Genomic DNA, 13,991 nt, shown 5'->3' on the forward strand with positions numbered 1-13,991 from the left:
TGATACAGATTTCTTTACTCGTTTAGGCTTCACTACGACCGTTACCTTGGGATGATCTGTCCAGATGATGCCACATTCTGCACAGAGGGATGATGGAGAAGGGCGGCCACGACCGCCGCCTGGTTTTTTGAATTTGTGAGGTTCCAAAGTAAACTCCTATGTGTTCCTTACAGTATCTCACAAATGCTTAATCTGTCAAGCTAGTCCACCTTACTCCTTTATTGTTCGTTGAATAACATTTTCCATACCCTCGTCAAGTTTGTTACTATGATGACATGATTACTCCTGAAATTGAAGTTCGACTGCTTTGTGAAAATTGCAAAAGTAATCAAAACCAATATCATCTGAAATTGTTGATGGATTTGCAATAAATGAAAATCGAGATAGAATATATCTCGCTATATTTTCACTTTCCCAACCCTTACGAAAAGATAATAAATGCGCCATATGAATACTATCTATAATTGACCAATAAATGGTAACTAATAGCTAAGTATCTAAATTGTTAATTTATAGAAATTAACACCCCAAAGCTATAAGGTTTTAACTGCCCTCGCAAGAGAAACTTAACTTCTTGCAAGCAGGCAACTAGCATTTCCTATTTTTCATAGCACACCAGCAATAACCACTGTTTTTTTGATTATTCTAACGACCCCTTGCTTTTGATTCAGCGCTTTCAGAAACAGGATGTAAATACCTATCGGCAAAGATTCGCCATTGGGTTTTCTGCCATCCCAGATCAATTCCCTGTGGCTGCCGGAAGGTGCGTTGTTCAGTAAATCCGCCACTTCTCTGCCAAGCATATCAAAAACTTTTAACGACACAAAAGCGGTTGTAACCGGCAAGTTGTATTGTATAATGGTTACATCTTCATGGCCATCGCCATCCGGTGAAAACGGATTGGGGGCCGATGATAAGTTGGCATCGTCCGGCAATTTGTCGACGAATACAGAATTAATTTCCCCGATGGTTGAGCCAGTTACCGATGCGCTGGATGCCCAATTACTGGAATCCTGGCTGCTTAGTTCAGGATTAATTCGCTCCAGTGAAACGCCGGATTCGCCACCCCAACCGGATGTATAAAACACGTCATCGATAATCGTATCTGCAAAATCTTTCAGTTGCAGATGGTCTTCGTCATTGTTTAAGGATGGAAAGGATTTTGGGACCAATAAAAGCGCAGCCAAAGAATTTATGATTAAAGAATCACCCGCTACGACTAAATATTCGCCAGGATTGAGAAAGATAAATTCCTCCGTTAAAATAGTTCTTTTCCCGGTAATTTTTTCAAAGATAGACCAACCTGTTAATTGAATTTGCACACTTGACCGATTGTAGAACTCGATCCATTCCGGCTCATTGCTAAAAGGCCGGTACATAATTTCGTTGAGTACAATTGCAGAAGGTTCATAGCCTATTTTCAGGATCTCCCGGTCATAATTGTTTCTGTCATTATTATCATTTTCAGTCGTGGCTAAAACAGATATCACTTCATAACCGGAAGGCAGGTTCGGAAGTTGAACAGAAAATTGCAGGGAGTCTTCTACATCAATTGCTTGTTCTACCAGCTCATAGTGAATGGTTTCTTCCGGTTGTGCTAAAGAATCCGAATTCCGATCGATAAAGACAAACATCTCAAACTTGTCAATCGGTTCCCTGCCTGAATTGGTTAGGGTAAGGTTAAGTTCTGCTCGTTCCTGGTATGAAATTGGATTGGGAGATAGTTCCAGACCGGTTATCGCCAAATCCCTCTGCAGAGGACTGGAATTATTCATCAGCCCGGCAGTGCCTCCTGCTATTTCGCTTAATTTCCAGTTGCTGCTATCTAATCCGGAACGTTCAGCCCAACGGCGTTCCAAAGAGAAATTTCTTTGCTTGCCCCATTCAGGTTTATATCTTGCCGCATCTATGGATTTTCCGGAAGCATCAAACAGAAAAAGTTCACCGCCGTTATTTCGCAGAGATGGAAAACCACGCAACCATTTTGCATTCCCGATAAAATCAGATACCCAGCCAGAATCCGAACTGACACCTAAATATTCTTTTGGTTGAATGATTTCTTCATCGGTAATGAAGATTGACTGAGAGTTGTCATTCGTTTGCGACAACTGCCAGTCAATAAGATTTACCGCTAGTGAAGTTGGATTATACAGTTCTATCCATTCTGCTTCTCCAACATTAGGGAAATACATCCATTCATTGACAACAATACTGCTTTCTTCATATGGAATGAGTATGATATGTTCGATAGAATTGTTGGAAGTATTCTCATCATTCTCGAAAATACATTCAAAATAATAACGCCAACTTCCTGCCGTGGTTATGCTTGTCGATGCGGAAAAAAGCAGCGAATCACCCGGCGACAAATCTGTGGAAATTTCATCAAAGAGGTAAGTAGAGTCTGATGGCAAAGAATAGTGGTCCACAGTTCCAATCAACCGAAATTCTTTTGCGGTTATTACACCAATATTTCGGACAACAAAACTTAAAGTAAACTCAACACCAAATTGCGGCGGAGTGTCTGGGGATGAAATCAACTCCAAACTGATATCCAAATCACCGGGAGACACACTGTTTCTAAAACCCGGTGTTCCAAGCAAATTTTGGCTATCGGCCCAATTGTCAAGTTCATTTTCCGCACTCAGGATGATTTTCTCATCGGAATGCCCTGCCTGGTTGCCGACAGAATAAGAATAGCTATCGACAATTTGTCCATCCGGATTCAATAAGACCACGTGTTTCGAAACTGAATTCGTCCAGCCATTCCTGCCAAAAGTAGCGCCATCGATTGTTAAAACGACTGCGTTGTCCGGAATTAAATCATCGTATGAATTCGAATGGTCAAAATAACCGGCATCTAAAATCAAACCAAAAGTTCCGGGAGGGAGCGTCATTCCTTCACCGGCATCTACAATCTCGTCAAAGCTTGTACTGTCGCCAATTTGCCAGCCTGATAAATTGATAGAATCTGTTTGAGAAAGATTGTAAATTTCAACGAATTCGTCATAAAATTCTGACCCAGTTGGGTCGAACATCACTTCTGATAAAGTAATATTGACATCAGGTTGATGTCTGGGCATAAAAGAAGTTAAAAGGTTAAAAAGAAGCAGCGTGAAAAGCAATTGAAATTTCACAAATGAAAGGTTTAAAAATCGGTGGATCAACATATTTCCCCCTTTAGTTTAGTCATTTATTTTAGTTGACTTTAGAATTACATCATTTTAAAGCATACCCCGTCGGCGTCTTATCGTCCATTCAATGGCAAGAAAAAACAGTGGGATAAACAAAGACCACCACAAATTCCAAAGATTAATTTCTCGATTTATAGTTCTAGCCCTGCCTTCTGCATTCAGATTTTCTGCAAGTTCACCAAAATTCGCTATAGTATAATATGAACCACCACTTATATTTGCAACTCGTTTAAGCAGAGCTTCATTCATCTGTGTCTGTTGAAATTCGATTTCAAACGCACCTACAGAGAACTTACCACTATCTGCACCAAAAAACTGATCCTCCCGATTTGCTTCTGCACTAAAATCATAATCACCACCCTGGAATATTCTAAATTGGATTTCATACTTTCCGTTTCCCATGGGTTCAAGTATATATTCCTTTTCTTCATCTTGGTGTTTAACTTGCAGCTTAACTAGGGCATTGTCAACCGGTTGATAATCTTGAGTATATACCTGGCCCAGAACATAGACTTGTTCTCCACTCCGATAAACCAGTTTATCTGTTGAGATTTTTACTTGTTTAACTTCCTCCCGGGTTACAAGCCATCTAATAGACCTTTGAAGAAACCGCACAAGCATTTCGTTTGTTTTTCCGACTCCCCACATTAATAAATCCCAACGCCAAAATCCATAGCCTAGCAGTGCCAGTGATTTTTGTCCATCAAACTGACGCGTTAATAGAATGGGTTTTCGGGATGCAGCTGTTTCAGGTAACTTGGACATGCTTGGTTCAATGGTTAGTAATACTTCACTGTCCGGTTTCTTTTTAAAATTATTCAGAAAAGTGAATATAGGTGGTAGATTATTCCACATTGTTTGATTAGCACTACGATTGTCTGATATGAGTATTAGCGGTGTATTTTCACCAGCAATTGTCGGATCGACAACTACTTCTTTAACAGATTTTGGAGTTGCGGATATTTGAAATGGCAACACTTCATTAAATTGACTGAGTGCTGCGATATGAAGATTTGGAGCTTCTATAAAATACAATGGTTTCTTTTTACGAATAAGGTTTTCCTTTAAAAAATTCAACAGGTCAATTTGAATAGGCCAGCGGGGGAAACCAAGGAATACCAGCAAATTAAAATCTTCTCTAAGAATCGAATTCACCTTTGCTTTTGTGTAATATCCACCGCCTTTTTTCTGAATAATTGTAAACAATTCAATATTTTCATCATTGTTTAAGGCTTTCTGAATAAACTTCAAATCCAAACTAGGTTCTCCGGCAATAAGCAGGACTTTAATTTTGCTTTCGAGAACTTTTACAAACAAACTGCGGAAATTATTTTGAGAAGTAAACTCGTCTTGTAATGCAGGTATCTCAATTTTATACTCATGAAAACCGGGTTTTTGTGGTGTAAAATGCAATCGGTGGACTTGCTCTTGTCCATCACTGCCTAATCTAACTAATTTGCGATCAATCACCTCATCGCCCTCTTTTAACAGTAGATCAATTCGATTTCCTTCAAACCCTTCGTGTTTTACCGTAATATCTATTGGCACACGATTATTTGTATATACAATATCATTGGTTGCAACCCTTTGTAGTATGATGTCTTTTTTGATACTTGGATCCCCAATACCAATCGTATGAACGGGTATTCCATAACGCTGGACAAAAAACTCAGGATTTTCGCCAGTATTGTAATTGCCATCACTTATAAGGATTGCGGATGTATAATGGCCGTTAAGAAGTTGCTTCTTACCTAAATCCAATGCCCTGCTAATATCGGTGCCTTCACCATCAAATTTTAAAGAATCCGCACTTTTGTAGGAGAAGTTTGTATCAATTCCGGTCGAAAAGGGATAAAAATGTAAATTAAACTTGCTCTCAAGGTTTTCCCAATTACTTGCTTCTAAAAGTTTTTGGACACTTATTGCTCGTTTTTCATTATCATCTTCTATCTGCAGGCTTTTGGATTTGTCGATTAGGATTGCCAGATCCGGCTTTTGGATAAATGTATCCTGGATATTTATTATCGGGTGAAAAATCAGTGTTATAAATCCTAACAAAGCACAAAAACGCAGAATAAAAAGGATATTGCGAAGAGTGCGGCTCGTAGGCGGTGTTGTTTCATTGTAAATAAAATAACTGAAAATTAAAGCAAATAGAGCTAATAAAATTAGCAGCCAAACTGATCCTTCTATGGAAATATTAAAATCAAGTTGGGCAAGATAAATAATCAGCGGCTTCATACCGATTCAATCAACTTTAAATTCGGAACAGCATCAAGTTCAAAACCTGAGGTTTGACCTTGATTCAAATGAAACAACCCGGCTTTGCCAATCATTGCAGCATTATCCGTACAAAAATCCGGAGAAGGGAAATATAATTCAATATTTTCAACTTCAGCCTTTTCCTGAAAGCACTGCCGCAAATAAGAATTCCGGGCAACACCACCAGTAAGCACTACAGTTTTCACCTCATTTATTTTCGCAGCAAGCATCGTTTTTCTTAAAAGAACATCGGTTACGGCAGCCTGAAAACTGGCTGCGATATCTGCAAGTTTGTCTTTAATAAAATCTTCAGATTTCGAATCCAGATAATACAATATAGACGTTTTTATTCCACTAAAGCTAAAATCTAAGCTATCTTTATGAAGCCAGGAGCGTGGAAACTTATGGAAGTTCTCATTGCCGGATTTTGCGATCCGATCGATGACAGGGCCCCCCGGATATTCCAGGTTTAGCATTTTTGCAACTTTATCAAAAGATTCACCAACTGCGTCATCGATTGATTGTCCAATCACCTGATAGTTTCCCCAATCTTTCATTAGAATAAGTAAGGTATGCCCTCCGGAAACAAGCAATAAAACTAGTGGAGCCTTGATTGATGGATGATCTAGTAAACTAGCAAAAATATGTCCCTCGAGATGATTTATTCCAATAAAAGGAATATTAAGCGCCAAAGCCATTGCCTTTGCAAAATTCACCCCCACTAAAAGTGCTCCCGCAAGGCCCGGGCCGTTTGTAACAGCAATTGCTTCCAAATCAGACTTCTTGAAATTTGCTGTTTGGAGGGCCTCCTCAACTGTTGGTATAATAGCCTTGAGATGTGCTCTTGAAGCCAATTCCGGAACTACCCCACCGTATTTTCTATGGACATCCAATTGGGAATAGACGATACTACAATATAGCTTTTCTTCATCAATTATTGCTGCCGCTGTTTCATCACAAGATGTTTCAATCGCAAGTATTAACATTTTAATCGAACTTTAATTCAAATTTGTCAGGGGAAATATCAAAATAAGTTAAATCGGCCGGCAATTCAATATAAGGCAACAAAAATATTTCACCGGTTATTTTATATTCACCATAGTCCACATAAGCAAGAATATCGTTTTTATTCATGGAGTCAATGATTTCTATTCCACCCTTTATTTTCAATGAAAGTGTGGAAGGCAATACAGATGCTTGAACTCCAATTGGTGCGTTGAGAACTTTTATTGAAATATCTAAAAATTCCTTTTCTTCCAGCAGTTGAACATCAGCAAAATATTTTGTCGACTGTATATCCATTGACAAGTCTTGCGGATATGGGTTTATTAATTCAATTTCTCCGGATACATCAGAAACAACATTTTCAAATTTCAAATCAGCAGTTACTATAAAGTTAGTTTCTTCGATTAACCTTTGTGGCCCAGTAAGCAGTACTCTCTGGGGTTGTACTTTTATTCCACCTACTATGGTGTAACCCAGCGCAATCTGAATATGGATTTCATGGTTTATTAGTGTTTCTTTTGTGTGGATCGGTTCAATAAAAAATACTAATGTATCTTTATCAACAAATTTTATAGGTGTAAGGTTGGTTGTAGAGGCAGGTAATTTTAAATTATTAAGATTTAGTTTTACATTAATAGGAGATTTAGTTTGATGTGCAATGTCAACATTAATCTCTATTTTAGCATTGATTAAAGCTCGCAGAAGCAATTTTCCGCTTCCCTGAATTTGAACCCCTATTTTTTTCGTATAGTTTTTTAAAACAACATAGTCTTTAGGTTGATTTATTAATACGACTTGAGCTTGAAAGATATGTTCATATTGCTTTTCTGTTACGGCATACAACCATATGAAGATAGCAATTATTATGATCATTATGCGGATCCTATAGTTACCGATAATTGACAATCGTCTCCACATATTAAAGCCCTTTTGCCTGGTATAAAAAAGGGTAAAGCCTGAAACTCTTTACCCTAAAATTAACCGCTCCTATTTTATGACGTACTATTTTCTCGAACTAGTAATTTGCTTTCCGAAGCTTACTTCTCCATTATCAATTCGAATATTAAATCCACATTCCGGATTTGAACAAACCCAAGCTTTGTATAGAATTGATGCTCCTTCCCTTCCATAATCTGATAGTGGAATAAGTATACCGGCTGAACACTTCAAACACTCTGGAAATTGTATTTGCTCCATTATTTTCCTTTCCAGATCATTGCAATTCGCATAATTGGTTTATGGGCTTTGAGATAATTCATAATTTCATACATAATTTATTAGCAATTTATCATAATAACTGAAAAACAAATTCAATAAAATTAAACTATTTCATAAATTCAATATATTTTATAAATTAGGATATTAAAACCGTAAAAAGCCACACCGATGCTATTGTCAGCCCTATACTTAGCCAGAATTCCCTTAAATCACTTTTCTCTCCAAATATAAATCTCATTAAAATACCTAACGGGATTATAATCAAGTACCAACTTTGTAAGAATATTCCAATCGCAATACATGCGCGTTCAATATAACCCCATTTTCGTTCTGCTACCGAGGGGAATTGCCAATGAGGTCTTTTCAGGCCCTTAAAGTAAGCATAATAATCGTTAATTATAAAATAGTTCATCGGAGTAATTGCAAATACAATGAATACAAATCCGGACATGGGTTGAATATAGTCTAATCGACTCCAAATGCCAAATGTAGAGCCATCTATTTGAGGGTACAAATAATAAAAGAATAAGGCAGCTGCAAAAGCAGTTGAAACATGTAATACCTGGTCCAGTATAAATAAAGGAAAATTATCCGCAATGCCAATTTCTGTCAGTTTAATTTTCGAATAATCGTAAATATAATGAGATATTACTAAAGCAAGAAAGATAAACCAATATAATGGATACTTCAGGTAGGGTATCGTAAAAACTAAATTGCATAAAGACCAAATTCCGACATGCAGCCAAAGCCCCCCTTTAATCATTTTTTTAACATAAAACACACGATCAGTTTGTAGGGGAAAATCTCCGATCAAATGGGCTAGCAACAGAAGCCAGAATAAATTCATGCTTCCTCATTTCACAGAATGCCGGACATCACATACACTATTTGATTCAATGGACCTTATTTCTTAACAACCCAGACTTTTACGGTAGCCGTGACTTCCGGATGCAACTTAACCGGAATTGAATAGATACCTAAATTCTTAATAGGTTCTTCGAGCTGAATTTTCCTTTTATCAACCTCAATCCCCTTTTCAATTAATGATTCGTTAATATCTTGCGAGGTGACAGAGCCGAATAACTTGTCTTCTTCACCGACTGCTACAGATATGGTGCATGAAACCTTTGCTAACATGTCCGCTAATTTTTCTGCTTGCCTTTTCTCTTTTTCGGTTACTATTAAGAGATACTTCTTTTCTTCTTCAAATCTACGTAAATTCCCTTTTGTTGCTTGGTATGCCACTCCTTTTGGAATAAGATAATTTCTAGCAAATCCATTTTTTACTGTGATTACTTCACCTGATTTTCCTAAGCTTTCATAATCTTCTTTTAGGATTATTTTCATAAATAAAAAGACTCCTTAATTACCAATCATTTTATTGCGTTATCAAGTCATTCGATTTGACATATAGGGAATTAATGCTAGTTGACGAGCTTTTTTGATCGCCCTAACCAATTGCCTCTGATGAGGGGCACATGTCCCCGATATTCTTCTTGGAATTATTTTTCCTGCTTCAGTAGTAAATCGAATCAACCGTTTTTCATCTTTATAATCGATATACATAGTACCACTTTCACAAAAACGGCAAATTCTTTTCTTCTTTGTACTAATCAAGAGTGGCCTCCTTCTTCAAACTCTCATTTTCATTATTTTTGATTTCATGATCTTCATTTTCCAGATTATTAGCTTTAATAGCTTCAGCTTCAGCTTCAGCTTTTTTTACTTTTTCAGCTTTCCGATCTAAACTTGCTATTGCTTTTTTATCAAGTCTAACCGTTAAATAACGTATTACCTGCTCATTTAATCTCAAATATTTTTCAATCGTTTTATTGTTGCTTCCATCCGATTCAATCAAGAAATAAACATAATAGCCATACTGTTTTTTCTTAATTTCATAAGCCAATCGACGTTTACCCAAAAGATCTTTCTGAACAACCTCACCATTGTATTCCTTAATCAGTTTTTCAATCTGTTCTACTTTTTCGTCAACCTCATTCTGTTCGAGCTGACCGTCGAACACAACTGTTAATTCATATTTGTTATTTTCCATCAAATCTCCTAATATCTTTGAAATCTAAAATTCATAATGCTTGTTAAAGGATGTCATTGTTTTGTCAATCCCATTGACCATCATGGAAGATATAGATTCTATAACTATAGTTCCTAATTTTTTAAGCATTTTTAATTCTTTGGCTTTAAAATTTCCTAAAACGAATTCAACCCAATCTTCAATTTCATCATCAACTCCAATTCCAATTCGAATCCTGGGGAATTCAGTCGTATTCAGATTATCTACAATAGACTGTAAGCCATTATGAGTACCGGCGCTGCCTTTTTCTCGTATCCGAATTGTTCCCATCGGAAGGCTAAAATCATCGCAAATCACCAACATTTGGTCTGGCCTAAGGTCAAACCATTTTAGTAATGGAATGATCGAGTTTCCACTTCTATTCATAAATGAAAGTGGTTTGGCAACGGCAATCGTGCTTTCAGCAGTTTTAATGTCGGTCACGAGTGTATTACCGGGACCAAATCTAAATGTCGATTCAAAGAACTCTGAAATTAAATCACAAACAATAAATCCAACATTATGACGGGATTTATTATATTTCTTACCAGGATTGCCAAGCCCAATCACAAGCAAATCGGGTTGCAAGCTATTTTTCCTTTTTCGGCTCCTCTTTTGCAGTAATTACTTCTGGCCCTTCTTCTTCTTCTTCTTCTGCTTCTGCTGCTACCAGTTCTTCTTCAATAGTTACTTCTTGCTCTACCTTCGGTGGAACGACATGTGCAATTAAAGTCTTGGGATCTGATATAATTTCAATTTTATCCAAAGTCAGATCTTCTGCACGAATACTCTCTTGAAGTTCAAGCCCACTTACATCGATATCAACGCTGTCGGGAACATCTTTAGGCATACATTGAATTTCCAGCTCACGGAGTGGATGTTCTAGTATTCCACCCATTTCTTTAACCCCCATTGGCGTTCCGATTATCATTATAGGAACTTTTATAACAATTTTTTCCGTAGCCTTTATACCATATAAATCTACATGAATAATATCACCGCTGACCGGATCGCGTTGAATTTCTCGAACAATACTCGGTTTTTTCTCACCTTTATCGAAATCCAGATCAAAAATATTAACTTTGTGAGTAAATAATTGGTAAAAATCTTTGATATCAATAATTATTGGTATTGCATCTTTGCCATCAGTGTAATAAACTCCAGGGATTTTCCCGGTTAACCGTAAATTTTTCATACCGGATTTTGTCATTTTTTCACGATTTTCTACCTTCAAAACTGCTTCTGCCATTTATTAACTCCCGTCCTATAGTTTTTCTATATCGAATAAGATACTAATCGATTTCTCATAGTGAATTCGCTCGATAGCCTGACTAAACAATGAAGCCACAGGCAATACTTTTAGCTTGGGAATCTGTTTAGTCTTGTCTATATAGAGTGAATCCGTTACAGCAAATTCTTTGATTGGCGATTCCATGATTTTAGTTACAGCATCTTTTGATAACAATGCGTGGGAACAAGCAACATATATTTCTTTAGCACCTTGTTCTTTAACAGCAACAGAAGCTTCTGCCAAAGTACTTGCCGTATCTACTATATCATCAACAAATAAAATATTTTTATCTTTTACATCACCAATTATATTGAGTACTTCTACTTCATTTGTAGCTGGTCGACGTTTGTCGACAATTGCCAAATCTCCTTTTAGTCTTTTAGAGTAAGCGCGTGCCATTCTAACGCTGCCAATATCAGGTGCAGTAATCACTAAATCAGGAATTGCTTTATCATGAAAATACTCAGAAAAAACATAAGAACCGTAAAGATGGTCCAAAGGAATATCAAAGAATCCTTGAATTTGTGATACATGTAAATCCATTGTTAGTATCCTGTCAGCGCCTGCTTCCGAGAAGAGATTTGCTAACAATTTAGCGCTTATAGGTACCCTGGGTTGGTCTTTTCTGTCTTGGCGTGCATATCCGTAATATGGCATCACTGCGGTGATTCGTTTCGCTGAAGCCCGCCGGGCAGCATCAATCATAATCAGCAATTCCAAAATATTATCAGCCGGAGAATTTGTAGACTGAATGATAAAAATATCAGCACCGCGAATATTTTCATTGTATTTAATACTAATTTCACCATCATTGAATCGATCACGGGAAACCAAACCGAGCTCAACTTTTAGGTGATTGGCAATCTCATAGGCCAACTTAGGATGTGATGACCCTGAAAATATTTTTAATTGTGGCTCGCTCAAAGATTTACTATTTATTTCCTGCTATTAATTTTGCGATAAAAACCGTATATTGATTTTGAAAACTAATTTTGGCTTTCTTCGCTTGGTTATTTGAAAAAAATAAACCGAATAAGGATGAACCTGAACCAGACATACCAGCGAAAAAAGCGCCTTCCTGATAAAGTCTATCTTTAAGTTCGCCCAAATTCGGATATTTTAAAAAAACAGGACTCTCAAAGTCATTTGAAAAATATTTAAGTATATCAGAGGATGATAATTTCTCTGATAATAGACTAAGCAATATATTACAATTTGGTTCCCTTGTCAAGGCTATTTTGAGGTTCTGGTAAGCCCATGAAGTTGATATTTTGAAACTGGGACAAACAATCAAAACCGGGTAATTCCAGGTGGTTTCTACATAAGTAAGGATATCACCTCTGCCATTCCCAACTGCAGTTCCTTCTCTTAGAAAAAATGGTACATCCGAACCAAGAGTAGATGCAAGTTTAAACAATTTCTCGTTCGATAACGTGTAATCAAAAAGTTCATTTAAGGACTTAAGCGTTGACGCGGCATCACTGCTTCCACCTCCTAATCCGGCACCATCGGGAATTGTTTTTGTTAATTCAATTTTGCAGCCACAAAAACCCTTAACTTCTTTCGAAAATAACTCAGCCGCTTTAAAGCACAAATTTGATTCATCCGAAGGTATATTTGATTTAAAAACATTTAATTCAATTGAATGATTATTGGTTAATGAAATTTCAAGAGAATCCGTTAAATTAACTGTTTGTAATAATGTTTCAATTTCATGATAGCCGTCTACTCGTTTGAACAGAATTCTTAACGAAAGATTAATCTTCGCTGGAGGATAGCATTTTATGGACCGAAACATATTGCCCTTGTAAAATATTCAGATAAAGTGTAATAGGTATTATAAAGTTTGGTTAAATTCCTGATATTTTCCGATCTAAAAACTAAAAATGAAATTTTAACACTCACACATATTTAATGATGTTTTTTTATGATTAATTCTGTTTGCTTTTACCTTTTTAATTATATAGATTTTTTATAATTTAGTTTTTGATCAGTTGCTATAACTATCTATTTTATAGAACTTTAAAGGATAATATAAGTGTATTTTTTTCTTTTTCTATTCAACGCTCAAACAGGTATTTCTTATTATTACTCAAACAGAAAATTATGATTTAGATTCGGATCAGGAAATATTTTTCATTTCCGATGCTCATGCCGGATCAAAAGATGTAGACGCTGAAATTAAAAAAGATAAATATCTAAGTAGTTTTTTTGATTTGTTAATGGATATTTCTCCACCACCTGTGCTTTATATTGTTGGCGACCTCTTCGATTTTTGGTTTGAATACAGACATACAATTCCAACGAAATATCAAAAAATATTAGGAAAACTGGCACTCATGATAGAACGTGGAATTGAAATTCGCTACGTTACCGGCAACCATGATTTTTGGATGGACAAATATTTTCCTGTTGAATTAGGAATACCGGTATTTCATGGTATTCATTCTCTTATAGTAGGTTCAAAAAAAATACATATTTCCCATGGAGACGGAGTTTTAAAAGAGGACACCGGTTACCGAGTTTTAAAAAAAATATTAAGAAATAAATGGGTGATTGCTACCTACAAACTTATACACCCAGATATAGGAATCCCTTTTGCTCATTGGGCATCTTCTACAAGCCGGACCGCTGGATTGCGAACACCGGAACAAGCCAGAAAAGACGACGCTGAATATTTTTCCTATGCTAAAGAACAGTTAGAAAATGGTTATGATTATGTAATCATAGGGCATACCCACCGTCCTAAAGCAGTCTCGTACAATAATAAAAGATATATAAACCTTGGAGATTGGATTCAGCACTTTACTTTTGCTAATTATAACGGAGAAGTTTTGAATCTATTTCACTGGAATGGCAATCAAAAACATTCCAATTCTCAGATAGTAACACTGAAAAATTATAAGGAAGAATTTATTGAAACTCTATAACCTTATTTCTGTTTAATACATTT

The 13,991-nt window shown here is 36.5% G+C and carries 14 protein-coding genes; 1 reads left to right on the plus strand and 13 read right to left on the minus strand.

Features of this window, described 5'->3' with window-relative positions; all coding sequences use genetic code 11:
* From IIC38_09785 to ispE, 13 genes are all read right to left on the minus strand, one after another.
* On the minus strand, positions 1-147 hold a 147-nt coding region (locus IIC38_09785; protein MCH8126240.1), incomplete at its 3' end, for a hypothetical protein.
* A 458-nt stretch (positions 148-605) separates the two neighbouring features.
* Positions 606-3,167 carry a lamin tail domain-containing protein gene (locus IIC38_09790; GenBank protein ID MCH8126241.1) on the minus strand — a complete coding sequence of 854 codons (2,562 nt, stop codon included), beginning with the start codon at positions 3,165-3,167 and terminating at the stop codon, positions 606-608.
* 54 nt (positions 3,168-3,221) lie between these two features.
* On the minus strand, positions 3,222-5,432 hold the full coding sequence (locus IIC38_09795; protein ID MCH8126242.1) for a hypothetical protein: 2,211 nt from the start codon (positions 5,430-5,432) through the stop codon (positions 3,222-3,224).
* Positions 5,429-6,439 carry a tRNA (adenosine(37)-N6)-threonylcarbamoyltransferase complex transferase subunit TsaD gene (gene tsaD, locus IIC38_09800; GenBank protein MCH8126243.1) on the minus strand — a complete coding sequence of 337 codons (1,011 nt, stop codon included), beginning with the start codon at positions 6,437-6,439 and terminating at the stop codon, positions 5,429-5,431. The genes IIC38_09795 and tsaD overlap by 4 nt, the downstream gene beginning before the upstream one ends.
* Before the next feature lies 1 nt (position 6,440).
* Positions 6,441-7,331, minus strand: coding sequence for a hypothetical protein (locus IIC38_09805; GenBank protein ID MCH8126244.1), 891 nt, complete (start codon positions 7,329-7,331; stop codon positions 6,441-6,443).
* A 481-nt stretch (positions 7,332-7,812) separates the two neighbouring features.
* Positions 7,813-8,523 carry a DUF3307 domain-containing protein gene (locus IIC38_09810; protein MCH8126245.1) on the minus strand — a complete coding sequence of 237 codons (711 nt, stop codon included), beginning with the start codon at positions 8,521-8,523 and terminating at the stop codon, positions 7,813-7,815.
* Between the two features lie 56 nt (positions 8,524-8,579).
* On the minus strand, positions 8,580-9,023 hold the full coding sequence (locus IIC38_09815; protein ID MCH8126246.1) for a 50S ribosomal protein L9: 444 nt from the start codon (positions 9,021-9,023) through the stop codon (positions 8,580-8,582).
* A 42-nt stretch (positions 9,024-9,065) separates the two neighbouring features.
* Positions 9,066-9,293, minus strand: a complete 228-nt coding sequence (locus IIC38_09820) for a 30S ribosomal protein S18 (GenBank protein MCH8126247.1) — start codon at positions 9,291-9,293, stop codon at positions 9,066-9,068.
* Positions 9,286-9,729, minus strand: coding sequence for a 30S ribosomal protein S6 (gene rpsF / locus IIC38_09825; protein MCH8126248.1), 444 nt, complete (start codon positions 9,727-9,729; stop codon positions 9,286-9,288). The genes IIC38_09820 and rpsF overlap by 8 nt, the downstream gene beginning before the upstream one ends.
* A 24-nt stretch (positions 9,730-9,753) precedes the next feature.
* The gene (locus tag IIC38_09830) at positions 9,754-10,335 is read right to left on the minus strand and encodes an aminoacyl-tRNA hydrolase (protein ID MCH8126249.1); all 582 of its coding nucleotides are present in this window, start codon (positions 10,333-10,335) and stop codon (positions 9,754-9,756) included.
* Between the two features lies 1 nt (position 10,336).
* Positions 10,337-10,996 carry a 50S ribosomal protein L25 gene (locus IIC38_09835; protein ID MCH8126250.1) on the minus strand — a complete coding sequence of 220 codons (660 nt, stop codon included), beginning with the start codon at positions 10,994-10,996 and terminating at the stop codon, positions 10,337-10,339.
* A gap of 15 nt (positions 10,997-11,011) precedes the next feature.
* Positions 11,012-11,962, minus strand: a complete 951-nt coding sequence (locus IIC38_09840; protein MCH8126251.1) for a ribose-phosphate pyrophosphokinase — start codon at positions 11,960-11,962, stop codon at positions 11,012-11,014.
* 7 nt (positions 11,963-11,969) lie between these two features.
* A complete protein-coding gene (ispE, locus tag IIC38_09845; GenBank protein MCH8126252.1) occupies positions 11,970-12,836 on the minus strand; it encodes a 4-(cytidine 5'-diphospho)-2-C-methyl-D-erythritol kinase in 867 nt (288 codons plus the stop codon).
* Positions 12,837-13,080: 244 nt separating this feature from the next.
* Here ispE and IIC38_09850 point away from each other — a divergent pair, with 244 nt between their 5' ends.
* Positions 13,081-13,968 (plus strand): UDP-2,3-diacylglucosamine diphosphatase, encoded by an 888-nt coding sequence (locus tag IIC38_09850; GenBank protein ID MCH8126253.1) that lies wholly within the window; start codon positions 13,081-13,083, stop codon positions 13,966-13,968.
* The last annotated feature ends 23 nt before the right edge of the window (positions 13,969-13,991 follow it).

This window comes from candidate division KSB1 bacterium (genome assembly GCA_022566355.1).
Lineage (GTDB): Bacteria > Zhuqueibacterota > JdFR-76 > JdFR-76 > DREG01 > JADFJB01.